The organism is Ammoniphilus resinae, assembly GCF_017873965.1.
In the GTDB taxonomy this organism is placed as follows: domain Bacteria; phylum Bacillota; class Bacilli; order Aneurinibacillales; family RAOX-1; genus Ammoniphilus_A; species Ammoniphilus_A resinae.
On record NZ_JAGGKT010000007.1, the window covers coordinates 206,591 to 231,838 of the forward strand.

The 25,248-nt window shown below is 44.7% G+C and carries 26 protein-coding genes and 1 riboswitch; of the genes, 20 read left to right on the plus strand and 6 right to left on the minus strand.

From position 1 onward, the window contains the following. Positions 1 to 9 precede the first annotated feature (9 nt). The 7 genes from J2Z37_RS13285 (at position 10) to J2Z37_RS13315 (ending at position 7,374) form a co-directional block, all read left to right on the plus strand. Positions 10 to 1,416 carry an FAD-binding oxidoreductase gene (locus tag J2Z37_RS13285; protein WP_209810744.1) on the plus strand — a complete coding sequence of 469 codons (1,407 nt, stop codon included), beginning with the start codon at positions 10 to 12 and terminating at the stop codon, positions 1,414 to 1,416. A 35-nt stretch (positions 1,417 to 1,451) separates the two neighbouring features. After that, complete coding sequence (locus J2Z37_RS13290) at positions 1,452 to 2,804, plus strand: (Fe-S)-binding protein (protein WP_209810745.1); 1,353 nt, start codon at positions 1,452 to 1,454, stop codon at positions 2,802 to 2,804. Between the two features lie 422 nt (positions 2,805 to 3,226). Continuing rightward, positions 3,227 to 4,309, plus strand: a complete 1,083-nt coding sequence (locus J2Z37_RS13295; protein ID WP_209810746.1) for a TRAP transporter substrate-binding protein — start codon at positions 3,227 to 3,229, stop codon at positions 4,307 to 4,309. A 90-nt stretch (positions 4,310 to 4,399) separates the two neighbouring features. Next, on the plus strand, positions 4,400 to 4,906 hold the full coding sequence (locus J2Z37_RS13300) for a TRAP transporter small permease (protein WP_209810747.1): 507 nt from the start codon (positions 4,400 to 4,402) through the stop codon (positions 4,904 to 4,906). A gap of 15 nt (positions 4,907 to 4,921) precedes the next feature. Further along, positions 4,922 to 6,196 carry a TRAP transporter large permease gene (locus J2Z37_RS13305; RefSeq protein ID WP_209810748.1) on the plus strand — a complete coding sequence of 425 codons (1,275 nt, stop codon included), beginning with the start codon at positions 4,922 to 4,924 and terminating at the stop codon, positions 6,194 to 6,196. A 12-nt stretch (positions 6,197 to 6,208) separates the two neighbouring features. Beyond that, positions 6,209 to 6,994 (plus strand): molybdate ABC transporter substrate-binding protein, encoded by a 786-nt coding sequence (modA, locus tag J2Z37_RS13310; RefSeq protein WP_209810749.1) that lies wholly within the window; start codon positions 6,209 to 6,211, stop codon positions 6,992 to 6,994. A gap of 128 nt (positions 6,995 to 7,122) precedes the next feature. Further along, entirely contained in the window at positions 7,123 to 7,374 is a 252-nt protein-coding gene (locus J2Z37_RS13315) for a hypothetical protein (RefSeq protein WP_209810750.1), read from the plus strand. 60 nt (positions 7,375 to 7,434) lie between these two features. Here J2Z37_RS13315 and J2Z37_RS13320 read toward each other — a convergent pair whose 3' ends face one another. The 4 genes from J2Z37_RS13320 to J2Z37_RS13335 all read right to left on the minus strand — a co-directional run bounded on the left by J2Z37_RS13320 (position 7,435) and on the right by J2Z37_RS13335 (position 10,994). Next, the gene (locus J2Z37_RS13320; RefSeq protein ID WP_209810751.1) at positions 7,435 to 8,346 is read right to left on the minus strand and encodes a carbohydrate kinase family protein; all 912 of its coding nucleotides are present in this window, start codon (positions 8,344 to 8,346) and stop codon (positions 7,435 to 7,437) included. A 117-nt stretch (positions 8,347 to 8,463) separates the two neighbouring features. After that, positions 8,464 to 9,501: a ThiF family adenylyltransferase gene (locus tag J2Z37_RS13325; protein ID WP_209810752.1), complete on the minus strand. Its 1,038-nt coding sequence runs from the start codon at positions 9,499 to 9,501 to the stop codon at positions 8,464 to 8,466. 77 nt (positions 9,502 to 9,578) lie between these two features. Then, positions 9,579 to 10,319 carry an ATP-binding cassette domain-containing protein gene (locus J2Z37_RS13330; RefSeq protein WP_209810753.1) on the minus strand — a complete coding sequence of 247 codons (741 nt, stop codon included), beginning with the start codon at positions 10,317 to 10,319 and terminating at the stop codon, positions 9,579 to 9,581. 3 nt (positions 10,320 to 10,322) lie between these two features. Beyond that, positions 10,323 to 10,994 carry an ABC transporter permease gene (locus J2Z37_RS13335; RefSeq protein WP_209810754.1) on the minus strand — a complete coding sequence of 224 codons (672 nt, stop codon included), beginning with the start codon at positions 10,992 to 10,994 and terminating at the stop codon, positions 10,323 to 10,325. 255 nt (positions 10,995 to 11,249) lie between these two features. Here J2Z37_RS13335 and J2Z37_RS13340 point away from each other — a divergent pair, with 255 nt between their 5' ends. Further along, positions 11,250 to 13,058, plus strand: a complete 1,809-nt coding sequence (locus J2Z37_RS13340; RefSeq protein ID WP_209810755.1) for an aldehyde ferredoxin oxidoreductase family protein — start codon at positions 11,250 to 11,252, stop codon at positions 13,056 to 13,058. Between the two features lie 50 nt (positions 13,059 to 13,108). Here J2Z37_RS13340 and J2Z37_RS13345 read toward each other — a convergent pair whose 3' ends face one another. After that, positions 13,109 to 13,381, minus strand: coding sequence for a MoaD-like domain-containing protein (locus J2Z37_RS13345; protein ID WP_209810756.1), 273 nt, complete (start codon positions 13,379 to 13,381; stop codon positions 13,109 to 13,111). 1 nt (position 13,382) lies between these two features. Next, the gene (locus tag J2Z37_RS13350) at positions 13,383 to 13,661 is read right to left on the minus strand and encodes a ubiquitin-like small modifier protein 1 (protein ID WP_209810757.1); all 279 of its coding nucleotides are present in this window, start codon (positions 13,659 to 13,661) and stop codon (positions 13,383 to 13,385) included. A 178-nt stretch (positions 13,662 to 13,839) separates the two neighbouring features. Here J2Z37_RS13350 and J2Z37_RS13355 point away from each other — a divergent pair, with 178 nt between their 5' ends. From J2Z37_RS13355 to J2Z37_RS13410, 12 genes are all read left to right on the plus strand, one after another. Next, positions 13,840 to 15,072, plus strand: coding sequence for a molybdopterin molybdotransferase MoeA (locus J2Z37_RS13355; RefSeq protein WP_209810758.1), 1,233 nt, complete (start codon positions 13,840 to 13,842; stop codon positions 15,070 to 15,072). A gap of 10 nt (positions 15,073 to 15,082) precedes the next feature. Then, entirely contained in the window at positions 15,083 to 16,996 is a 1,914-nt protein-coding gene (locus J2Z37_RS13360) for a molybdopterin biosynthesis protein (protein WP_209810759.1), read from the plus strand. A gap of 11 nt (positions 16,997 to 17,007) precedes the next feature. Beyond that, positions 17,008 to 18,039: a GTP 3',8-cyclase MoaA gene (gene moaA / locus J2Z37_RS13365; protein WP_209810788.1), complete on the plus strand. Its 1,032-nt coding sequence runs from the start codon at positions 17,008 to 17,010 to the stop codon at positions 18,037 to 18,039. Positions 18,040 to 18,051: 12 nt separating this feature from the next. Next, positions 18,052 to 18,315, plus strand: a complete 264-nt coding sequence (locus J2Z37_RS13370) for a DUF1294 domain-containing protein (RefSeq protein WP_209810760.1) — start codon at positions 18,052 to 18,054, stop codon at positions 18,313 to 18,315. Positions 18,316 to 18,435: 120 nt separating this feature from the next. Continuing rightward, positions 18,436 to 18,535: riboswitch (TPP riboswitch) on the plus strand. Positions 18,536 to 18,694: 159 nt separating this feature from the next. Beyond that, positions 18,695 to 19,303: a thiazole tautomerase TenI gene (gene tenI, locus J2Z37_RS13375; RefSeq protein WP_209810761.1), complete on the plus strand. Its 609-nt coding sequence runs from the start codon at positions 18,695 to 18,697 to the stop codon at positions 19,301 to 19,303. Positions 19,304 to 19,305: 2 nt separating this feature from the next. After that, positions 19,306 to 20,415: a glycine oxidase ThiO gene (gene thiO / locus J2Z37_RS13380; RefSeq protein WP_209810762.1), complete on the plus strand. Its 1,110-nt coding sequence runs from the start codon at positions 19,306 to 19,308 to the stop codon at positions 20,413 to 20,415. Positions 20,416 to 20,443: 28 nt separating this feature from the next. Beyond that, positions 20,444 to 20,647 carry a sulfur carrier protein ThiS gene (gene thiS, locus J2Z37_RS13385; protein ID WP_209810763.1) on the plus strand — a complete coding sequence of 68 codons (204 nt, stop codon included), beginning with the start codon at positions 20,444 to 20,446 and terminating at the stop codon, positions 20,645 to 20,647. 2 nt (positions 20,648 to 20,649) lie between these two features. Further along, a complete protein-coding gene (locus J2Z37_RS13390) occupies positions 20,650 to 21,417 on the plus strand; it encodes a thiazole synthase (RefSeq protein ID WP_209810764.1) in 768 nt (255 codons plus the stop codon). After that, positions 21,414 to 22,433: a thiazole biosynthesis adenylyltransferase ThiF gene (locus J2Z37_RS13395; protein ID WP_209810765.1), complete on the plus strand. Its 1,020-nt coding sequence runs from the start codon at positions 21,414 to 21,416 to the stop codon at positions 22,431 to 22,433. Before J2Z37_RS13390 ends, J2Z37_RS13395 begins: the two co-directional genes overlap by 4 nt. A gap of 7 nt (positions 22,434 to 22,440) precedes the next feature. Then, positions 22,441 to 23,190 carry an ABC transporter ATP-binding protein gene (locus J2Z37_RS13400; RefSeq protein WP_209810766.1) on the plus strand — a complete coding sequence of 250 codons (750 nt, stop codon included), beginning with the start codon at positions 22,441 to 22,443 and terminating at the stop codon, positions 23,188 to 23,190. Further along, positions 23,187 to 23,954, plus strand: coding sequence for an ABC transporter permease (locus tag J2Z37_RS13405; RefSeq protein ID WP_209810767.1), 768 nt, complete (start codon positions 23,187 to 23,189; stop codon positions 23,952 to 23,954). The genes J2Z37_RS13400 and J2Z37_RS13405 overlap by 4 nt, the downstream gene beginning before the upstream one ends. Positions 23,955 to 23,959: 5 nt before the next feature. Beyond that, positions 23,960 to 24,961 (plus strand): ABC transporter substrate-binding protein, encoded by a 1,002-nt coding sequence (locus J2Z37_RS13410; protein WP_209810768.1) that lies wholly within the window; start codon positions 23,960 to 23,962, stop codon positions 24,959 to 24,961. The last annotated feature ends 287 nt before the right edge of the window (positions 24,962 to 25,248 follow it).

Sequence of the window (25,248 nt, forward strand, 5' to 3'; positions counted from 1 at the left end):
ATAACATATATGGATGGTAGGGTAATATTACGCTTGGAGCAGTTGTTCGGAAAGGAACGAGTGCTGACAAACCAAACAGACCTAATGACGTATTCTTATGATGCGTCTTTTGCAACACAATTAGAACCGAAGGAACCGGAAATTGTGGTTATTCCACAATCTACAGAAGAAATCAGCGCCTGCGTGAAGTTAGCCAATGAGTACCAAGTCCCACTTTACCCGAGAGGTGCTGGCACTGCTCAAACAGGTGGACCTGTTCCGGTCATGGGCGGAATTGTGATGGATTTATCGCGAATGAATCGAATTTTGGAGATTGACCATAAAAATATGCAGGCTATTATTGAACCTGGGGTTGTTCAGGCGAATCTGAATAACGCACTGAAGGAATATGGACTTTTCTTCCCTCCAGATCCAGGCAGTGCGAAAATGTGCACAATCGGTGGAATGGTGGCTAACAATTCCAGTGGGCTGCGGGCTGTAAAATACGGAAACACCCGATTCTATGTTTTAGGATTGGAGGTTGTTCTACCGACGGGCGATGTAATCGTTACCGGAGGGTCAAAATCGAAGGCACTAAAATCAGTTTCGGGTTATGACTTAGCGCATCTCATGGTTGGATCGGAAGGCACACTGGGGATTATCACAAAGCTGCGCTTAAAGGTATTGCCTTTGCCGTCAAGAAGAGGAATTGTCCTGTGTTCCTTTAGTAAGTTGGAGCAGGCGGGGGAAGCCGTTAACGAGCTTTTTCGCTCGGGAATCTTACCATCTGCGCTAGAAATTATGGATCAGCAATGTACCAAAGCAGCCAATCTCATGAGGCCTCAATTGGCTCTCCCAGAAAATGAGGCCTTGTTAGTTATTGAAGCGGATGGCAGTAAGGAGGAAGTTGCCTCCCAGGTGAAGAGAATTACTGAGGTGATTAGTAAATTTACTGATTACGTAAAGTTCAGTGATGAACCAGAAGAGTGCCAACAATTATGGCAGGCCAGGCAAATTGTTGGAGCGGCTACAGGAAGATTGAAGCCAGGTGGGTTTCGTGTATATGGCGGTGAGGATATTTGTGTTCCGCTTTCCAGGCTTCCTGAAACATTGCGGAAGATTCATGAAATCGCTCGCTCTTACAATATTGTGTGTGCCATCTATGGTCACATCGGGGATGGAAATCTTCATACCTCACCGGTAATTAATAGACGGGATAAAGAGGAAATCGAGAATGCCAAGAAAATGATTGAAGATATTCATCGACTTGCTATAGAAATGGAAGGAACTACGACAGCGGAACACGGAGTAGGGATCGTGCGTGCACAGTATATGGAAATTGAACATGGTACAGCTTTAGAGGTCATGAAAGCTATCAAAAGGACTTTGGATCCAAATAATATTTTGAACCCGGGTAAAATGGCGCTGCCAGTCTAAGCGCTGATCAGACAACAAGCAAAGGAGGGGGTCAAATGAAACAGTTAACAACTGTGGAATCCATGTATTCCTGTGTTCGTTGCGGCGCCTGCAGGGAAGCTTGCCCAACGCTATCGATTACTGGAAGAGAAGCCGATGGGCCACGAGGGCGAGTTCTTATGGCACGAAACTTAATTGAAGGTGTCATCCCGGTTAATGATGAAATTAAGGAACAATTAGATCGCTGTCTGTTATGTTCGGCTTGTGTAGATGCCTGTCCTGTAGACGTTGCAGTACCAGATATCGTGATGATGGCAAAGGAAAAGATCAGCGAGGTTCGCCCGCAAGAAGGGGTGACTGGGATCGTAGGCAAATGGGTATTTCGCAAGCTGCTGCCATTTCCAAAACGTCTTCAAAAATTGGGCCACTTGCTTTGGATCTATCAAAAGAGTGGTTTACAAATGGTTGTCAGAAAGTTACGCGTTTTAAAATTATTATCTGAGTCTCTTCAACAGATGGAACGGGCTATGCCGGAGATCCTGCCACCCTCCCGAAGAAATCCCCATCCGCTGTTTACTCCAAGTGACCGAAAAGACCTGAAAGGTTCATCACATTCTGCGCCAAGAGCGGCTCTTTTTCAGGGCTGTATCATGGATATGATGTTTCGGTCGACGAATGAAAATACGATTCGATTCCTCGCGCAAAGCGGTTTTGATGTGGTCACACCGGGACAGCAAGTCTGCTGCGGGGCCCTGCATACCCATAACGGAGAGAAAGACACAGCACTTGAATTGGCTAAAAGGAATATCGAAGTTTTCGAACAGGCAAATGTGGATTATATTGTAAGCAATGCTGGGGGATGTGGAGCAATGCTTCGCGAATACGAAGAACTGTTCCGGGATGACCCAGAATGGTTGCCACGGGCTCGCCAATTTTGCCAGAAGGTAAAGGATGTAAGTGAGGTGGCTGTGCAAAAAGGAACGATTCCACAAGCAGCGGGTCAGGGTGAAAGAATTACCTATCAGCCGTCCTGTCATTTGCAGTACGTAATGGGAGTAAAAGACGCACCAAAGAAAATCTTGCGTTCTGTTGCAGATGCACAATATGTTGAACTTCCTGAGGCTGGTTATTGCTGCGGTTCTGCCGGAATCTATAATTTGCTGCAGGAACAAATGGCAAACGATATTTTGGACAAAAAAATGGGCAATGTCGCTAAAACCCGAGCCAATGTCATTGTTACTGCAAATCCAGGCTGTCTGCTGCAAATGAAAATGGGAATTGAAAGGGCAGGGATGCAAGGATCTGTGGAAGCTGTTCATATAGTAGATTACATCGTTGAAGCCATGGAAAGGAATAAGCAAAGCCAAACAGCGGAAGATCAGGAAGAATTGCAAAAGCAAAGCGTTTAGATATGAAACACGTGAAATAGACGGTGAACACCAGTGTTCTCATTTGAAACAAATAAGAGGAAGGGATTAGGATTTTACACCTCTAGAAGTAGAATAGTAAATCATCTTGGTGGACTTTAAACCAAGCATGTCATTGATTCTGAGCCTTTCCTCCTTTTTTTGATGTTTTTGGAAGCTTAAACATCTTTTTTGGCATGAGATTTGCTTATTAAATCTATAAAGAAAGGAGGGGAACAGATTACTGTCTAATTTTATCTGAATATTTACTTTAAATTGAATTATCCATTATCGTTTGAGATGCTTGTAGTTTGTCCTTTCCTAGGGGGTCTCTAAAAAATTACATAAGCCCTAAAAGACATATGGCTTGTAACGAATGCGAATCGACGCAGTACACAAGCCCATTAAAGAAGGAGGAAAAAATTATGGCAAAAGGAATTCGGGTATTTTCTGGTTTTGTTGCAATAGCTATGGCAGCGTCATTGGTAGGATGTGGTGGAGGCAGCTCTAACACGTCTTCTTCGGGTTCGTCATCCTCATCCTCTAGCGGCGGTGAACAGGCATCATCCGGTGGATCAAGCAGTGGGGGTTCAGAGGCAGCTTTAACTGTACGGCTTGCGACAACATCAGCAAAAGGCGGGGCGCTATATGAAGGTGCAGTCAAGTTCTCCGAAATCGTAAAGGAAAAATCTAACGGAACGATTGATGTGCAGGTGTTTCCGGACGGGCAACTAGGTAAAGACCTTTCTGTATTGGATGCGCAAAAAACAGGGACGGTAGAGATGTCCATACCTTCAACCGCAATGGCCCAGAAAAGCCCGGAATTTGGTGTGTTCGATATTCCTTTCTTATTTGAAAACAGGGAGAAAGTGCAGAACTTTGCAAACGGGGAAATCTGGAAGAGTGATTTACTTCCACTTTTTGAAAAGCACGGACTCGTTGGTTTGGGTTTTTGGGAAAACGGTTTTAGACAAATCACGAACAACACTCGCCCAATTAATACACCAGAGGATCTTGAAGGGATCAAATTACGTGTACCGGAAAGTAAACTACGTGTAGCAGCGTTTAAGGTCTTCGGGGCAAATCCGACAACAATGGATTTTAGTGAAGTATTTACAGCCCTGCAGCAAGGGGTTGTTGATGGCCAGGAAAATCCGCTCGGACAAATTGAAGCGGGACGCTTCTATGAAATTCAAAAATATCTCTCCATTACCAATCACACTTATACCCCAGGTTATTTAGTCGCAAGTAAGATGTGGTGGGACAAATTAACGCCAGATCAGCAGAAGATTCTTTCTGAAGCGGCTGTAGAAGCGGGTGATTACTCCCGTACTTATGGGGCACAAGCAGACGATGAATTGCTGAAAAAATTCAAGGATGCTGGAATGGAAGTAAATGATGCTGATGTGAAATCCTTCCAGGCCAAAGTTGAACCGGTTATTGATGAGTTGAAAAAATCCATTGATCCAGGGTTTGTCGATAAGGTCGTAAAGGCAGCTCAGGAATAGGCTTCTGTCCCCTATTCCTTTAGAATAGGGGTCTTCCTTTCTATTCCATCTAAAACTGCTTAACTGCTAACTAAAGAAAGGAGAATGTAAATGCAGAGGTTACATGGATTATTAATGAGTGGTCTAAAAGGCACTCTAATCATTTTAATGGCCGTTATTACCTTTTCAGTAACTTGGGGTGTTTTTACACGATATGTCTTGAATGCGGCAGCTAGTTGGACTGGTGAGCTTTCTGGCTACTGTTTAGCATGGATAACCTTTATCGGATCAGCTTACGCTATTTTTCAAAAAACACATATTCGTTTTGAATCTTTAATTGAAGTTTTGCCGAGACCAATCAGACTAACTATTGAGACCATTTTTTCCTTGGCAATGTTATTCTTCGTGTCTGTGCTGTTGGTATACGGGGGCAGGCTTGCGCTTAATTCCATGGGCGATGAAACACTTTCCTTGCCCGTAACAAAAGGCATTATTTTTCTTGTTTTACCGATCAGTGGCGCGATCATGTTTATCGGGTTTTTAGTCGAGTTAATACAACTATACAGAGGAGATAAATCTTCCTCAACGAAAATAGCTGAAATCGACAAGGCAATGTAAAGGGAGAGTGATAAAATGACAGGTGCCATCTTGGTCGGCGGACTCATTGGCCTAGTACTACTCGGTATGCCGATTGGTTTTGCCTTAGGTATAATTGGATTATCATTGCTTTTAATGCTAGGCACTGCGCCATTGGATATTGTTCCCATTAGCCTTTTTGATGGATCGAACAGTTTTCCTCTATTGGCGATTCCGCTTTTTATGCTCGTTGGTGAATTAATGGATGCTTGTAATTTGTCAAGGCGTCTAGTTTCCTTTGCCGGCAGTTTGGTGGGCTTTATCCGTGGAGGACTAGCCCAAGTCGTGGTTATCACTTCCATGTTTTTTGCGGAAATATCAGGTTCTGCAGTTGCGGGTGCAGCAGCTTTAGGTAGCGTGCTTATTCCCGAAATGAAGAAAAAGGGGTACCCGGAGGGTTTTGCTGCGGCTCTTGTTTCCGTTGCTGCAACGATGGCGATAATCTTGCCTCCTAGTGTGCCAATGATCCTTTACGGTGTAATGGCAGGGGTAAGTGTAGCAAAATTGTTTATTGCTGGGATTATTCCGGGAATAATTGTGGCTGCTAGCTTAATGATCGTCAATTATTGCTATGCTAGAAAATATGGTTTTGATGTGGAACAGAATTTCTCGGTTTCCAATGTAGGGAAAACATTTAAAGAAGCCTTTTGGGCTTTAATGATCCCTGTCATTATTTTGGGAGGGATTCTTGGAGGGATTTTTACTCCTACAGAAGCAGCTGCTATAGCTGCTGTTGCCGCTTTTATCATTGGTTCAGTCATATATCGCGAACTGAAGTGGAACATGCTTCCCAAGATGCTTCTCGGTGCTGCCAATCAAACGGCAGTGGTCATGATCATTATTGCTACATCTGCTTTAGTGGGATGGTTCCTGACAAGTGAAAGAATTCCCCAAGGATTGGCAAATTCGGTTATGGCGGTAACCAATAATCCGATATTAGTACTGGCAATTCTCAATGTCTTTTTCTTAATTGTAGGAATGATTATGCATTCAGCAGCGGCCATTATCATGCTTGTACCAATCCTAATGCCGCTGGTTCATGAATTGGGAATAGATCCTATCCATTTCGGGATTATCGTCACGATTAATCTTGGAATTGGACAGCAAACGCCACCAGTTGCCTCCGTTCTTTTAACAACTTGTTCGGTAGGTAATGTACCTTTGGTTAAAACCTTTAAGTACTTAAAAGTGTTTATCGCTGTCATGCTCGTGATTTTGGCTATCATTACCTATATTCCAATCATAAGTACATGGTTGCCTTCGATTCTGTAGGGGGTGTAGTGGATGCAGGAAAGGAAAATACATATATTCCACGCTGATTCCCTTACGGGACCAATGAATGATTTGAAAGAATCCTTTCAACAAAATCATTTCAATACGGAAATTATCCTCCACGCAGGCCGTTCGAAAGAATTGGCTGAGCAAATTTTAGCGGGGGAGCGTTGCGATGTTTTTGCCGCATCTGACCCAAAGGTCATGGAAACCCTATTGGGAAGAAGAATCGCGGACCAGGAGAAAGAAGCAGTTAGCTGGCATGTCAGCTTTTCCGCAAATGAAATGGTACTGATTTCGAGGAAAGGTTGCGAGATTAAAAGCTTAAAAGATTTGCTTCACCCGGAGATTCGTTTCGCTAGGGTTACAGGAGGAAAAGACCTTGCCAGTGCAAGGACCATTCGATTTTTGGAGCTCGCAGCAAAGTGGGAAAATGACGACCCAGGAGCTGCACAGTATTTAATTGATCACACGAAAATTGAGGCTGCAACAATCCCAGATTGTCTGAGTGCGGTCACTAACGGCCAAGCCGATGCCGCTGTCGTTTACCGTTCTGCAGCCCTTACAGTAGAAAAAGATGTACGGGTTCTCTCCTTCCCATCGTCCGTCAATCTTAGCGATCAAATACGCAATGTTTTAACGGTCCCGGGAACAGCGGAAAATTCTTTAGGTGCCTACGAATTTGTTCAGTTTATACTTTCAACACAAGGAAAAAGTATCCTGGAAAGATGCGGTCAACCTCCACTTAACCCTCCAGTTATTTATGGGGAGCTTCCTTTTGTGATATCAGCTGGGTGAGATTTCTCACCTAGTTTTTTTTGTCAATATCGACAAAAGCTTACAATAAATACTTCATCCATTGACACCTTTTTCAAATCACCTTTGGTACGATAAAGCTTATAGTATACGAAAGGATGAAGTAGACCATGATCGAGCAAAACGAAGTAAACGAGCAAAATGGCAATCAATTAATAGACAAGCCCTCCCAAGATTCTGAATGGGCGCTGGAGATGCAGGAAACGGTTCTTACACTTCAAGAGGAAATCAAATCATTGAAAATAAAACTTGCAGAGGAGCAGATTGCTCGGCGGGATCAAATTTTAATGGAAAACCTTAGGGTGATTAGGGAAAAAAAGAAACATAGAAACCTTTGGCAGCAGATGTTTGGGACAAGGTAGTTAATCCCTTGTTTGTATCGAATAAAAAAAGCCACCCTTTGTAAGGCGGCCCTTAACATATTAACTCAAACTTAGTGCAGGCATCCGTATCAGTGCGTTTTCTTGGCTTTGGATGACTTCCAGGGCCGCTAACGTACCAACTTGCATGGCATCATCAACAGATTTTCCTTGGAGGAGTGCCGCGACGAGTCCTGAAAAGAATGAGTCACCCGCACCTGTCGTATCAACGACCTTCGCTTTTGGGGCGGGGACATGGCCGGAACGATTCGTCTGCCGATCGTAATAGACACTTCCTTTAGCACCAAGGGTAATCACAGTAAGCGGCGCTCCGCTATCTGCAAGCTTTTGAGCGGCTTGCATGGCCGTATTTACCTCATCAACAGCGTATCCTAATAAAATCGATGCCTCCTCTTCACTGCATACAAAGCAGGTAAGATCTTTCAGGATGTCCCGGTGATTTTTAACGATGTCGAGGTTTCCTACCACACCGTAGAGCGGGATATTCCGATGTTTCCCAACTTGAATAATCTTTTCGGTGATCGGATAGGTTAAATCCAAATCGAAAGCAATGGCCTGGTTTTCGCTAGCCAGTTTGTCGATTTGCTCGAAGACTGCCTTTTCTAAAAGCCCAAGGTCTGGTTGATGGGAAATAGAGCAAACCAAATCTCCCTCATGATCTAAAATAGCGACCCAAATCCCCATACCGTCCTCTTTATGCCAGTGTGCATAGGTTGTTTCCACTTGGTGCTGTTGCAAAACATCGATAACTTCTTTACCAAATCCGTCACTGTTGACGGTTGTTAAAAAACTTGTTTTCACTCCAAGCACAGCTAGATTCTGCGCCACATTTCGGGCCACACCACCGTGTGAGAAAGTCGCTTTCCCGACGTTTTTTGCATCCTTATGAACAGATGTAAAGGATTGGCCTTTCACATCAACAAATATAGTTCCTATCACTGCAATCTTTTTCATTTATTCAAATACCTCTTTCCCATTAAGGGGTCAGACCTCTATCTAAATACTGACCCTGGTTCACTTGTTTTTATCATAGCCTATCATTGATCCAATAAAAATCCCCAAATATCCCCTTTAACTTCCAACATACTTGGCATACAGTGTTTTGGCAACGACTACATCATCCGTCCCCTGGACGAGTAGACGGCCGTCTTTAAAGAAGACAAGTGTATATCCATCAATATGAAACCTCAGTAAAAAGGCGTTTTGCTCTACGGTTCCAATCCCGGACAAGTGATCTTTTAACTCCTCAAGATTGACTGTTTGCTTTTTTCTCGGTGTAATCTGGACTGTGTCTCTGCCGCAAAGGGAGGTATAATCTTCACCTGTATCACCAGCAGGATCGAGAAATTCAAAATGACTTAATCCACAGGCAGGACATTGGTCACTTCTTCCTTTTTGGACATTCAACTGCATATGTTGGTTGGACCATATATCAAATTGCTCTAAATAGGGGTTGTATTTTTCTTCAGCCCCTAGCAGAATTTTAAGAGCCTCTGTTGCTTGATAAGAAGCAATTATATGAATGATAGGTCCAATCACCCCGCTTGTATCGCAGGTTTCCCCCCTACCGCTTGGTGGGTTGGGGAAGAGACAGCGATAGCAAGGGGTTTCGTAAGGACGAATGGCTGTGAACATTCCTTTGGAACCGACAGCTCCCCCATAAACCCAGGGGATACGATGCTTAACCGCGACATCGTTAATCAAATAACGGATCTGAAAGTTATCATTTCCATCTAAAATCAGATCGACATCGGAGAGTAGATCTTCTGCATTGGTCGCATTCACATCGGCAATGACGGGCTCGATTTGAACGGAGGAATTGATTTTTGCCAGCTTAGCTGCGGCAGCTGTTGCTTTCGGCAGATGTTGTTTGGCATCGTCCTCGTCATATAACATCTGCCGTTGCAGATTGCTTGCTTCAATAAAATCCCGGTCAATAATGCGAACAAAGCCGACCCCAGCGCGAACCATATGGTTCGCAAGGACAGTTCCTAATGCGCCGGCTCCAACGATCGCGATTCTGCTCTTTCCTAGTTTTTCTTGACCTGATCTGCCGATCGGCTGGAAGAGGATTTGCCGCGAGTATCTTGTTTGGTTTAAATCATCCATTATTTTGCACCTCCTTCTTCTGTGGGTTTGTGTACTACGTCGTGTTCGCCTTCTTTCACATGTCTTTAGGGCTAGAATCAATAGACCATTTGGCCGCTTAAAAACGCTTTTAAATCCTCCGTTTTAGGAGTTTGAAAAAAGCTATCTGTGTCCGCCATTTCAACCAGTTTTCCTTCATGAATAAACAAACAATGAGAAGCAAGCCTTCTTGCCTGATGAAGATGATGGGTAACGATTAAAATCGTCGTCTGAAAGGTCTGATGGATGTTTCGCGTGACCTGTTCAAAAATCGAGACGTTTTTTGGATCCAGGTTCGAAGTGGGTTCATCAAGCAGGAGAAGTTTCGGCTTTAGGACGAGAGCCCGAGCCAAAGCAACACGCTGTGCTTCACCGCCTGATAGGGTGTGGGCAGCCTGTCCAGCAGATCCAAGCAGTCCAACTTGCTCTAAGGCTTCATTCACTCTTTTTCGGATCGTCAACCGGTCGATCCCCCGATAGCGAAGCCCCATCGCTACATTCTCAAACACGGTCGTCTGAAACATCACTGGCTTTTGGGCAACAAAAGCCATCTCACGCTGCACCAGCAGCCTGCCCGAACCAGATAAGTGAGGCAAGGACAACTCCTGACCAAAGAAATTCATTTTCCCTTGAACGGGCTTCATCAAAAGATTGATTACTTTGAGAAAAGTGCTCTTTCCCGATCCGCTTGGACCAACGATAGCATAGATTTGGCTTTCCATTAGTGTCAACTGTTCTAGTTTTAAAATCTCCTTCGTTCCCGGTTTAACCAGAATGTTTTGAAGCTGAAGATCAGGCATTGCCTAAGACTCCTTTCTACGGCGGCTGCGAAAATCGGCGAGAATTCCCATAACCAGCAAGTTGTTGAGAATAAAACTGATAATAAGCAGCACAGCTCCAAGCTGTAATGCCGCATCGAAGTTACCCATCCTTGTTTCCAAAATAATTGCTGTGGTCATTACCCGGGTGTGTCCTTCAATATTCCCCCCTACAAGCATAACCGCTCCGACTTCGGAGATCGCCCGTCCATAGGCCGTTGCCACACCCGCCCAAATTCCTTTGCGCGATTCCTTGATGATTGTCCAAATGGTCTGTGCAGGAGTAGCACCTAGGCTCCTGATCGTTTCCAGATAGGTTTGTTCCTTTGCTTGGACCGCAGACATTGATAAACCGATAATAATCGGTGTTACAAGAATGCTCTGGGCAACCATCATCGCTTGCGGTGTAAACAGCCATTGAAGGGAACCGAGTGGACCATGTTTTGAAAGCAGCAAATAAACGATTACCCCAATTAAAACCGGTGGCAACCCCATCAAGGTATAGATCACTACAGTGAGTAGGCGTTTCCCAGGGAAGGCATATAGACCGAGAAACGAACCAAAGGGGATCCCGATAAGGACCCCTATAACGATGGCTACTGTAGAAACTTGAAGCGATAGTAAAATAACAGAAATCACATCTTGACTAAATGGCATCTGATTCACCCTGACCCCGAAAATTCCCGTTTACCAAATATAATACAACACAGACTCAACGATTCCTTCCTTAAGGTTTTTTTTCATGAAGTAAAACATTTCTCACAGATTTCACAAACCCATGACATCGGTCTAAAAATCTACACTTTTAAGAGTGGAATATAAAAAGGAAAACATTCATAAAGGTCGAATAAAGGAGGTATATACATCTTCGGGATTCGCACAAAAAAAACATATGGTCAGGAGGGGTAAATTATGAGTTTTGGAGGTTTTAAGAATCGGGAAGTGTTGGCCAATCTTTCAACGGGTACGATTGAATATCGGCAATTAAATGAAGAATTGATCCGCAAGTATATTGGCGGAAGAGGATTGGGAGTCAAATATGTATTTGACAACGGACCACAAGTTGAAGCGTTTTCGGAAGATAATCTACTCTGTATTATGACAGGTCCAGTTACAGGGTCCAGATCACCCATGAGTGGAAGGTTATGTGTTGTTACTAAGTCCCCGTTAACAGGTACGGTAACGGATTCACATATGGGGGGATGGACGGCGGCCAGGCTGAAGTGGGCTGGGATCGATAATATCCTGATTCGTGGCAAAAGTGATAAACCCGTCTATCTGTATATTGAAAACGGTCAGGCGGAAATTCGTGATGCACAGGATCTATGGGGAAAAGGCACTCGCGAGACGGTTAAATTCATGCAAGACCGTTATGGCAAAGAGGATCTTAGTGTGATGACGATCGGACAGGCCGGAGAAAATAAAGTTCTGTTTTCCTCTTTTATTAATGAGAACGATCGAGCAGCAGGACGCGGAGGTACAGGAGCTGTAGCAGGGGATAAAATGCTTAAGGCAATCGTGATCAAGGCTGCCCAAAAAGGAAATATGCCGCAACCCGCCCTCGGGGAAGAATATAAAAAATCCAATCAAAAGGCACTTAAAGCAATTATGGAGGGCGGATTAACAGCACCAAAAAAAGGCGGATTATCCGTTTACGGAACGAACGTATTAACAAGTATAATCAACGAAGTTGGCGCACTGCCTACAATGAATTCAAAGTTTTCCCACTTCGACGGGGCGGATGGACATAGTGGGGAAACAGTGAATGCCACCCTGTTAGTTGCGGATAACACCTGTCATGCTTGTCCTGTCGCTTGCAAAAAGGAAGTCGAAGTAAAGGAAGGGAAGTATAAAACGAGAGTGGAAAGCTTTGAATTTGAATCAGGTTGGGCACTGGGGTCCAATTGCGGCTTAAGCAATGCCGAGGCAATCTCTTATCTAATCAATATGTGCAACGAATATGGGATAGACACTATTGAATTGGGGAATGCCTTCTCCGTTGCCATGGAAGCTTCTGAAAAAGGTCTAACGGAAGAAGCTTTTGTTTGGGGAGATGCAGACCGCATGATTGAATTAACAGAGGCAATTACCTTCCGCAAAGGATTTGGAAATATACTTGCTGATGGACCAGCTCGTGCAGCTGCGAGTTTTGGTGATCCAGGTCTTGCTATGTGTGTAAAAGGGCAAGCGATTCCAGCTTACGATCCACGTGGAATCCAAGGGATTGGTCTTGGTTATGCTACGAGCAATCGCGGAGCTTGTCACCTTCGCGGCTATACCGTTGCAAGTGAGATTGCCGGGATTCCAGAACCAACGGATCGTCTGAAGCCAGAAGGAAAAGGAGAGTTGCTGAAGATCTTCCAGGATCTCTTTGCCTTTTCGGATTCGATGAATCTATGTAAGTTCTCTTCTTTCTCTGAGAACGCGGATAACTACGCTGATCAATATTCAGCGATGACGGGATTCAAAGTGACCTCAGATGATGTGATGAAAATCGGGGAGAGAATCTATAATCTGGAACGTTACTATAACAATTTAGCCGGATTTAATAAGAAGGAAGATGATTTCCTACCGAAGCGTTTTACTGAAGAAGGGGGTTCCGGTAACAGTGCCGGCTATGTAAGCCGGATGGATATTATGCTTGATGAATACTATCAGGTGCGCGGTTGGCAGGATGGGGTTGTTCCAGAAGGGAAATTAAAAGAATTGGACATCATTTAGCAAAATGATAGAGTGCAGAAAGAAAAGGTGGGAGATGCTTCCACCTTTTCTCATCCGCCAACCCGAAGGGTTTTTTTGCGGTATCTAGCAATGATCTCTGCTAATGCTTCTTCATTGGGGGCCAAAAAACGAACAAAAACCGCATTTACCTGGAAGGTAGAAGTGATAGATACCATTTTTTCGCTGGTCAATTCCACCTGCCAACGATCGTTTTGAATAGAAATAGGCAAAGATGAGGTCAGTCTAGTCCCGCCGAGTTCAAGAAAATATTCAACTAATTGTGCGAGGGGGATCCCGCGAAATTCCAATACTTTTTCTGCCATTTTAGCCTCCTGCAACCGGTGGAAAGAGAGCAAACTGATCATCGGATTTTACTTTGGTTAATAATCCTTCTTCATGAAGGACATTGCGTCCATTAATAAAAACATGGACGAATGGCTTGAGGGTTCTTTCCGTTGTAAACACTTCCACCTCTAATTCAGGATAGAGGCGGATTAGAGCCTCCAGGACCTCAACAACCGTACTGTCTTCGGATGCGGGCACCTCAACTACCTTATTATCGTTACAGATGTCTCGAAAAGTCGCAAAAAGTTTTACCTTCATAAATTAAATCCCCTTTTAACATTTCATTCAAAAAAAAGTGTATCTAGTTTCCATTATAATGGATTTGTTAATAAAAAGGTCAGAAAGCTTCGCAATTTTCGATATAGTTAACAATTCAGCACCTATCGTTTCAAGACATGTGTTAAAATAAAGCAAAGTCGTCATTTGGAGGAAGGAAATGAAGTTTTTCAATGTGAAAACAGTACCCGAAACACATGATATAATCAGAGAGCATTTTCAAGCGACAAAAAAACCGATCACTGTGGCTTTATCCAATGCGTTAGGAATGGTCCTGGCTGAAGAAATCATTTCCCCCGAAACAGTGCCTCCGTTTGCCAGGTCGACGGTAGATGGCTATACAGTAAAAGCGAAAGATACATATGGGGCTTCCGAGTCTCTTCCAGGTTTTCTCGATATTACTGGGAAAATCGAAATGGGAAAAGCAGCAGACAAGCTGTTGCAGGAAGGTCAAGCCCAATATATCCCTACCGGTGGGATGTTACCGCCAGGTGCAGATAGTGTGGTGATGGTAGAACATGTTGAAGAACTTGGAGATCTGCTTAATGTTTACCGTCAGGTTGCACCTGGAGAAAATGTGATCCAAGCGGGTGAAGATGTCCAAGCAGGAGACGTGGTGTTGCGTGCGGGACGTCGACTGCGTCCACAGGATTTGGGAGTACTCTCGGCCATTGGTATCACAGAAGTTTCTGTTTTTCCAAGACCTGTTGTAGGGATTCTTTCCACCGGTGATGAAATTGTTCCCCCTGATAAAAAAGAGCTCAGTCCGGGAGAAATTCGGGATATTAATGGAATTACTATTTCTGCTGCCGCTAGAGCCTACGGTGCTACGGTAATTGATGCTGGAATCGTCAAGGATGAGTATGACGAGTTTTTCACTCGCGCCAAAGAGCTTTTTGAAAAGGTGGATTTATTACTGTTATCCGGAGGAAGTTCAGTTGGAACGAGGGACTTTACGGTTCACGTCTTGGAGGCATTAGGGGAACCCGGAATTTTAGTCCACGGTGTGGCTGTTAAACCCGGTAAACCAACCATTTTGGCAAAAGCACAAGGGAAACCGGTCCTTGGGTTACCAGGGCATCCCGCATCTGCCATGATTATCTTTGACTTGTTTGCGATTCCTGTGTTGCGGCAATTGGAAGGCTTATCAACACCTGCAATCGATCATAGGTTATCTGTCCGTATTGCCAGAAACATTCCATCCGCTGTCGGGAGAACGGATTATGTGCGGGTGAAATTGGAGAACCGCGAAAATGAGCTTTGGGCTATACCGGTGTTTGGGAAATCTGGACTGATTACAACGATGGCGGAAAGTGATGGAATGGTGGAAATCCCAGCGAGTAAAGAGGGGATTCTAGAAGGCGAATTTGTGCGGGTGAAGTTGTTTGTTTAAGGAGGATACCATGCGAAAGATATACCTTGAAGACACCCCATTGCAGGAAGCACAGCAAGGAGTGCTGAGTAAGATACAGTTTGAGAGACAGGTAGAGTGGATCCCCACTCAGAAAGCATTGGGAAGGATTACAGCACAGTCGATCTATGCAAAAGTATCGATGCCTAATTACCATGCTTCAGCCATGGATGGAATTGCAGTACGGGCCCATCAAACCCACGGGGCCAGTGAACAAAATCCTATCCGCTTAAGGCAGCAGGAAGAATACGTCATTGTGGATACGGGGGATCCTATTCCGGCAGGGTTTGATGCGGTCATTATGGTTGAACATCTGCATCAGGTCGATGAAAAGACCGTCGAAATTTTAGATCCAATTGCTCCCTGGCAGCATATTCGACCGATCGGTGAAGACGTTGTTGTTGGTGAGATGATAGTAGCAGCACATCACAAATTAAGGCCAGTCGATTTAGGAGCTTTGCTCGCTGGGGGGAATGTCACGGTCCCAGTCATTAAAAAGCCAAAAGTTGCCATTATCCCTACCGGGACCGAACTGATCCCCCCTTCCGAGGATGTAGCGCTGGGAGAAATTATCGAGTTTAATGGTACTGTCTTTTCCGCCTATCTTGAGGAATGGGGAGCACAACCGGATTATCGTGGTATCGTGAAAGACCATTATGAAACGATAAAAAATGCGGTGTTGGAAGCCGTTAAAGATTCCGATATCGTGATCATGAATGCGGGATCATCAGCAGGAACGGAAGATTTCACCTACCATGTGATCAATGAAATTGGAGAAGTATTAACACATGGGGTGGCCACAAGACCAGGCAAACCTGTTGTGCTCGGCATTGTCGAAGGCAAGCCTGTGGTGGGGCTGCCAGGATATCCTGTTTCCGCCTATCTTAATCTGGAATGGTTTGCTAGACCACTTGTCAATCATTACTATGGACTATTGGAACCGGAACGAGCTAAGCTAAAGGTTAAACTAGGCAGAAGAATCGTCTCGGTTATGGGGGCCGAGGACTTTGTACGGATGACGATTGGTAGGATTGACGGCAAATATATCGCGAATCCATTAACAAGAGCAGCAGGAGTCACAATGTCGATGGTAAAGGCCGATGGATTGCTACGAATTCCCCCTGGACATTTGGGATATGAACAAGGAGAAGAAGCAGAGGTTGAGCTTTATCGCCCGCTTGAACAAATTAAGCAAACCGTGGTGGCAACGGGAAGTCATGATCTGTCCATCGATGTTCTGCACACCTTGTTACGAAAGAAGAATCCAGGGCAATTCCTCGTTTCCTCGCATGTAGGCAGCATGGGAGGGATTCTCGCCATCCAGAAAGGGGAAGCACATATCGCTGGTGTGCACCTGTTTGATGAAGGAACAGGGACCTATAATATCCCTTTTCTGGAAAGATATCTTCAAGAACAGGAGGCAGTTCTGATTCAGTTGGTCTATCGTCAGCAGGGATGGATCGTACCAAAGGGAAATCCGCTGCAGATTACCACAATAAAAGATGTTGCTAGGGATGGGATTACCTATATGAACAGGCAAAGAGGTGCGGGGACGAGATTGCTGTTTGATTACCTATTAAAACAAGAACAGCTCGACCGAAGCGGAGTTTATGGGTATGACAGGGAAGCGATTTCCCATCTTAGTGTAGCTGCCGCGGTGGCTGGGGGAACGGCTGATACGGGTCTTGGGATTTATTCTGCAGCGCAGGCTATGAATTTGGATTTCATCCCTGTTATGGAAGAAAGATATGATTTGTTAATGAGCAGAAGCTTCTATGAAAGCAAGGATGGGATTAATCTATTATCGCTTATTCGTTCCCCTGAATTCCAAGCGGAAGTAGAAGCACTTGGTGGGTATAGTTGTCGGGATACCGGAAGCTTGTTATATCAGAATTATTTAGATTAGGAGAGCGGGTGATAGAATTGGAAAGCCAGGAAAACAAAGTGGTTGATTCACTTGGAAGACCTCTCCGTGATTTGCGAATTTCCGTTACAGATAAATGCAATTTCCGCTGTACATACTGCATGCCGGCGGAACTGTTTGGCCCTGATTACGAATTTTTGCCGAAAGAGAAGTTGCTCAGTTTTGAGGAGATCACAAGACTTGTCCAGATCTTTTCTCGATTAGGTGTAGAGAAAATTCGACTTACGGGCGGAGAGCCTCTGATGCGAAAAAACCTGGATAGTCTGGTTGGAATGATTAAACAGGTAGAAGGAATAGATGATATCGCGATGACAACGAATGGATCCCTGTTGTCCGAAAAGGTCAATGCCTTAAAACAGGCGGGGTTGAAACGGGTTACAGTTAGCTTAGACAGTCTGGATGTAGGGCGGTTTGGTCAGCTAAATGGGCGCGGTTATCAAGTGGAAGATATTCTTCACGGGATTGAAGTAGCGGCAGCTGCTGGACTTGATGTTAAAGTGAATATGGTGGTACAGCGCGGCATTAATGATCAGGACATTCTGCCAATGGCCAAATACTTCTTTGAAAAAGGCCATACTCTGCGTTTTATTGAGTTTATGGATGTTGGGAACAGTAACGGTTGGAAGCTTGATCAAGTTCTTCCAAGCCGCTCCATTTTGGAAAAGATTCATGAGGAAATGCCGCTTGAGCCAGTGGAACCAAACTATTATGGGGAAGTTGCCTCGCGGTATCGGTATAAAGGGACAGACAAAGAGATCGGATTTATCTCATCGGTAACCCAAGCATTCTGTTCGACCTGCACTCGGGCAAGAATTTCTGCCGAGGGACATCTCTATTTATGTCTGTTCGCTTCCGGCGGTGTTGATCTGCGGACACCGTTGCGTGAGGGTAAGACCGATGAGGAAATGCTTGAGATGATCCGGAAGATCTGGGAAAAAAGAGAAGACCGCTACTCGGAAATTCGCCTTAGCAACACTACCGGTTTAGACCGCAAAAAAGTGGAGATGTCACACATTGGCGGATAGAGGGATTGTACGATGAAATGGTTGTTATATTATCTTCTATTTATGAACCTTGTTACCTATATATCCTTTGGAATGGATAAAAAACGAGCACAGAAGAGATTATGGAGAATTTCAGAAAAACGCCTCTTGGGAATGGCGGTCATCGGCGGAGGGGTTGGCGGATGGTTAGGAATGTTCATGTTTCACCATAAAACCAAAAAGTGGCCTTTTCGGATCCTTGTTCCTATATTTACATTGATCCAGGTGGGGATTGTTGGGTACTATTGGTCATCCTGATGTTCCATGATGTCGAAATTTCCCCGGAAATAAAAGTTTATTGGTAAAATATCAGTTTCTAGGGGGATATTGACAAACCTTCACAACGTGCTATGCTAGAGAAGAATTAATTACCTTTTGCAAGATCACTAGGGGAGCTTTTTTGCTGAGATGGATTTTTTCCAGACCCTTTGAACCTGATCTGGTTAGTGCCAGCGTAGGGAAGTGGAAATTCGTTAACAGTGTTTACAAAACCACTTTTCCTTACGGAGAGGTGGTTTTTTTGTTTGATGCGCTAGCGGAAATCTTTCCGCTAATAATGCCAGCCTTTTTTCGCCGACAGGATCAATAGGGATAAGTGGTCCCGATCAGCAAACTGGACCAAGGATGGTGAACAATAATGTCAAAAAAAGAACTCCATCTCATTAGCAATGGAAAGCAATCCCTCGAGCAGTTTGTAGACCTGGCTCAGCAGGTTTACGAATATGTCACGGCCATACATATTAGGGAAAAGCAAAAAACGGCAAGAGAATTATCTGATTGGGTTGAACGTTTAATAGGGGCGGGTGTCCCGAGAGAAAAGATCTATCTCAATGATCGTTTAGATGTTGCCTGGGCAGCTGGAGTGGCAGGGGTGCAGCTCGCCTACCATAGCTTAGAGCCTTCCGTTGTTAAAAGAAGGTTTCCGAGATTTCGGGTAGGACGATCTGTCCACTCTTTGCAAGAAGCCAAGGAAATGGAAAGCCAAGGAGTCGATTTTCTTTTGTTCGGTCACATTTACCAAACGGGGTCCAAGCCGGGGCTTGCTGCGAGAGGAATTGAAAGCTTGAAGGAAATAGTAGAGGCTGTCTCTATCCCAGTGATCGCGATTGGTGGGATCAAGGTATGCCACATCGAGGAAATCATAGCAGCGGGGGCATCGGGGATTGCGGTGATGTCTGGAATTGCGGGTGCGGAGGACCCACGTGGCAAAGCGAAAGAATACATGCAAGCAATGGTGGGGGAATGAAAATGAAAGAAATGTATGATGTTGCGATTATAGGTGGGGGAGTAATTGGGGCTTCTATCGCATATCAGTTAGTGAAACGAGGAATGAAAGTAGTTTTACTAGAAAAAGGAAGAGTTGTCAGTCAGGCATCATCAGCGGCGGCGGGGATGTTGGCGGCGCAAGCTGAGTTTGAGGAGGAGACGGGAAGTCTATTTCAATTGGCAGTGCAAAGTCGGGAACTCTTTCCACAGATTTCCTCAGAATTAAAAGAGGCCAGTGGGATTGATATTGGGCTTGTACAGCAAGGGATGTTAAAGGTTGCTTTGACTGAGGGGGAGGCTCAGCAACTGCAAAACATTATCCGGATTCAGCAGGCAGCAGGTCAATCTGCGGAATGGCTATCCGCAAGTGAAGTGAAGGAGAAGGAGCCGAATCTATCGCAACATGTTCTCGGAGCGATGTATATTCCTGGTGACGGTCAGGTAATAGCGCCAGAACTATCTTTAGGTTTTGTGAAGTCTGCTGCGACTCTTGGCGCCGTGATTAAGGAATTTTCAGAGGTCAAAAGCCTGCTTATCGAAGATGGTCGGGTAAAAGGCGTTGTGACCCGCGAAGAAACCATTTATGCCGGAAAAGTTGTGCTGGCTGCTGGGGCATGGAGTGATGAACTGCTCCAGGAAATTGGAATAAATCTTGCAGTCTATCCGGTCAAAGGGGAATGTTTCTCTGTGTTAACTCATCAGTCTTTGGTCACATCGACCATTTTCTCTCACGGATGCTATCTGGTTCCCAAAAGGGGCGGTCGGCTTGTGGTCGGAGCGACGATGGTGGAACATACCTATGACAAGCGAGTCTCAGTGGAGGGAATGTCGCTTCTGCTGGAGCGGGCGAAACGTTTGCTTCCTACCATTAGCCAGGCAGAATGGGAGAAAGGCTGGGCTGGAACTCGCCCCCAAACAAAAGATGGTTTGCCTTATCTGGGGGAACATCCAGATTATCCAGGAGTGTTTGTGGCGGCAGGTCATTACCGCAATGGGATCTTGCTTAGTCCGATTACTGGGGTCCTGATTGCAGACCTGATTGAAGGGAATAGCAGCACCATCGATTTGCAGCCTTTTCGAATCATGCGTTAAAAAATACATGAATCCAGGAGGAAGAGCGATGAAATTAAACGTCAATGGGGAGCAGGTAGAGATCCCTAATACGGTTGAAAAGGTTTCGGATTTATTAGAGCACCTGGGCATCAACGAAAAAGTTGCGATTGTAGAACTGAATGCCAACATTCTGCAGAAAGCCGATCACGCCGCAACAAAATTAACGAACGGTGATCGTGTAGAAATTGTTCATTTTGTAGGAGGAGGATAAAGATGTTAAAAATAGGACCTTATGAATTTCATTCGCGTTTATTGCTAGGAACTGGTAAATTTCCTGATTTTGAGATTCAGAAAAAAGCAGTGGAGGTATCGGAAACCCAAATCTTAACCTTTGCGGTTCGTCGGATGAATATCTATGAGCCATCTCAACCAAATTTTCTTGAAATGATTGATGTTAGCAAGTACACGCTACTGCCCAATACAGCAGGTGCTTCTACAGCAGAGGAAGCGGTGCGTATTGCCAAGCTAGCAAAAGCCTCTGGTCTGTGCGATATGATTAAGGTTGAGGTGATTGGCGATCCGAAAACCCTTCTGCCTGATCCGATCGAAACCTTGAAAGCTTCCGAGATGCTATTAGAAGAAGGATTCATTGTACTCCCTTATACGTCTGACGATGTTCTGCTAGCAAAACGCTTGCAGGACTTGGGGGTCCATGCGATCATGCCGGGTGCATCGCCGATTGGTTCGGGACAGGGAATCATCAACCCCTTAAATTTAAGCTTTATCATCGAGCAGGCCACCGTGCCCGTGATTGTGGATGCAGGAATTGGAACACCTTCTGATGCTGCAATTGCGATGGAGATGGGGGCATCTGGTGTACTGCTGAACACAGCCGTTTCCGGTGCCAAGGATCCAGTCAAGATGGCGTTAGCGATGAAACTTGGCATTGAAGCGGGACGTTTGGGTTATGAAGCGGGACGAATCGCCAAAAAGCGCTATGCTACAGCAAGCAGTCCGATGGAAGGAATGAGCAGAGTTTGAATGGAAGATATTCTCGCCAGGAATTATTCACGGAGATTGGTGTAGAGGGACAAAAAAAGCTGGCCACTAAACATCTCCTAATAATCGGGGCAGGGGCCCTCGGGACTGGCAATGCCGAGGCCTTGGTCCGAGCGGGTGTTGGTAAGGTTACCATCGTGGATCGAGATTATGTCGATTGGAGCAATTTGCAAAGGCAACAATTGTACGATGAATCAAATGCTGCAGAGCAGCTTCCGAAAGCCATTGCAGCCAAAGAGAGACTTTCCAGAGTAAATTCAGGGGTTGAAATTGAGGCAATTATCAGTGATGTTTCACCGCAAGAGCTTGATACCTTGGTTCCTGGAGTCGACTTAATTTTGGACGCCACGGATAATTTTGATATCCGTCTGATGATCAATGATGCAGCGCAAAAGTATAATATCCCTTGGATCTATGGGGCCTGTGTGGGAAGTTACGGGATCACGTACACCGTTCTTCCCGGGCAGACTCCCTGCTTAAATTGTTTGTTGGAATCCATCCCCTTAGGAGGGGCTACCTGTGATACTGCGGGAATTATCAGTCCTGCCGTACAGATGGTCGTTTCCTATCAAACAGCAGAGGCGTTGAAAATTCTTGTGGAAAAAAGGGAGTCTCTACGAGGGACGCTTGTTTCTTTTGATCTTTGGAAAAATCAGTATTCCTCCATCCGCGTAGATTCGTTAAGAAAACCAGAGTGTCCTTCTTGCGGGGAAACTCCCACTTTTCCGTTCCTGGATTATTCGAATCAAACAAAAACGGCCGTGTTATGCGGGAGAGACACGGTACAAATTCGTCCACCGGTCAAAATGGAAAGGAATTTGGAAGAGCTAGCCGTAACACTTTCCAAGCAGCAGGGAACTTTAGAGCAAAATCCCCATTTAGTTTCTTTTGCCTTGGAAACATATCGGCTCGTCTTTTTCCGCGATGGAAGGGTTTTGGTTCATGGCACAAAAGATGTGACGGAGGCAAAAAGCCTTTATCACCGATATCTGGGGTAAAAGAAAAATGAGTATTTTAAAAGCTATAGACATAACCTTCGGGTTTGAACATGACCGTCTGATTCTACGTAAATGCAGTTTTGAGATTGGAGAAAACGAATTTATAAGTCTTGTTGGCCTGAGTGGATGTGGGAAGAGCACGGTCTTAAAATTGATCGCTGGTTTATACCCTCCACAGGAAGGGCGGCTGGAATACGCACATGGAGCTCAACTTGGGAAAATTGGTTTCATGCCGCAACAAGATCTATTAATGCCTTGGCGCACAGTTCTGGAAAATGCCGCATTGCCGATGGAAATCCAAGGGGTGAATAAAAGGGAGGCACAGCGTCGTGTGCTAGAGTTGCTCCCTATTTTCGGCTTGCAAGGATATGAAAATGCATATCCCTTCGAACTTTCCGGAGGGATGCGGCAGCGTGTATCTTTCCTGAGATGTGTTTTAACCGGGCATCAAATGCTCTTATTGGATGAGCCATTTGGCTCCCTGGATGCCCTCACGCGAAGGGAAATGCAGTTGTGGTTGACTGAAACCTGGCAAAAGTGGAAGCAATCCGTCCTTTTGGTTACCCATGATTTAGATGAAGCCTTGTTGTTATCAGATCGAATTTTTGTGATGACAAGTCCGCAAGAGGGGCCTTATTACGAAATTAAGGTTCCTTTCCCAAAACCAAGGCAACCATCCCAAGTATATACAAAAGAATGGTTGGATTTGAAAGAAAAAATGACTACGTTCTTATATAAAAAGAGAGAAATCAAATGAAAAAAAATCAAGCGATTTTGATTACCGTCGTGCTTCTGCTTCTAGGATGGGAATTGTTGATTCGTGGACTTCATGTTCCCATGTACATTTTACCGCCGCCATCAATGATTTTTCTTTCCTTGATGAAAGAATGGAAGTTGCTTATTTTCATTCACCTTCCTTCTACCCTTTTGGAGGTCCTTATCGGGCTGTTTCTTGCCGTTCTGATGGGGGTGGTGGTAGCTGTGTTGATTGTGTTTAGCAGAATTGGGGGAAAAGTGTTGTATCCGCTGGTCATCGCATCACAAACCATTCCGTTGGTTGCCCTTTCCCCCATCCTTATCATGTGGTTTGGTTATTCCATCTGGGGAAAGGTAGCGATTACCGTATTAATCTCTTTTTTTCCTATTGTGGTGAATGTTGTGGATGGGCTTCGGGCGACCAATGAGGAATGGATTCAATTAATGAAAACGATGGGGGCCAGCCCACGGCAAATCTTTTGGAAACTTCAAATCCCGCATGCCCTGCCCTCTTTTTTTTCCGGGTTAAAGGTGGCCGCTACGGTAAGTGTTGTTGGCGCAACCATTGGTGAGTGGCTTGGGGCTAGTGAAGGCTTGGGATTTTTTAGCCGCAGAGCTTCGAACAATCTGCAGGCAGACCTATTGTTTGCCTCTGTATTCCTGCTTTCTCTGATCGGGATCGCCTTCTTTTTGCTCATGCAGTGGATCGAAAAAAGGTCCATTCCGTGGTTCTATCAGATGAAAAAAATAGAAAGAAAAAGGTGAAATAGATGTTTAAAAAACTTATTCTTGTAGTATGTTTGTTGCTTCTTACCGCCTGTTCAACTTCGAATCAAGATTCGGCAGCATTGGAGGATTCCGGTCAGGGGAAAGAATTGAACAGGGTATCCTTGATGTTGGATTGGTACCCGAATGCCGTCCACTCCTTTCTCTATGCTGGATTAGAAAAAGGATATTATGAAGAACAGGGTGTGGACCTGGAAATTAAAATGCCCGCTGATACAAATGATCCCTTAAAACTTGTAGCCAGTGGTCAGGTTGATTTAGCTTTAAGCTATCAACCGCAGGTGGTGATGGCCCGCGCCCAGCAGATTCCTGTCGTATCTTATGCTGCAGTTGTCAGGCATCCATTAAATATGTTGATGGTACCGGAAGATAGCGATATCTCGTCACCTAAGGATTTGTCCGGGAAAACAGTCGGATATCCTGCGATTCCGATGAATGAAGCGATGATCCAAACGATGGTGGGCAAGGACGGAGGAGATCCGCAACAAGTTACCTTGGTAGACGTAGGATGGGATCTGATGCCTGCGATCTCCACCAATAAAGTGGACGCCATTAGCGGCGGGTTCATTAATCATGAAAAGGTCCTGTTAGAGAAACAAGGTTTTCCGGTTAAGGTTTTTCATCCTGTGGATTATGGAGTTCCTGATTATTATGAACTTGTTTTGGTGACGAGTGAAGAATTTGCCAAGGAAAATCCGGAATTATTGAATGCCTTCTGGGAAGCAAGTAAGAAAGGATTTGAATTTGTTAAAGAAAGTCCTTCAGAGGGGCTGGATATCTTGTTTAAAAGACAGGAACAATCCTTCCCATTAGAGCGGGATGTCGAAGAAAAAAGTTTAGAAATACTACTCCCCTTGATGAGTTCGGGCAAGGAATCATTTGGCTCCCAAACCGAGCAATCGTGGGAGGATACAATTCAGTGGATGTTGGAAACTAAGCTAATTGAACAGAAAATTGAGGCAAAAGATAGCTATGTCACTCCTTAAAGGTCTGATTTATAAAATAACGGAAATTTTTTCCGTTATTTTTTATTTTTGGCCTTTAAATGACAAGATAGCGGAAAAAGCTTCCGTTATTAGATGTTGAAATCGTTTGCAACATTTGATTTAGGCTCCTTAACGGAAATATATTCCTCTATTAACAAGGTTTTGTCCGGAATTTTTATAATAACGTAAAGTTTTTCCGTTGATATGAACGAAACCTGTCAAGAGAAGAACACCCTATAAATTTTTGCCGCACCAAACTAGACCTGTCAAGTGCACTTCTTGACAGG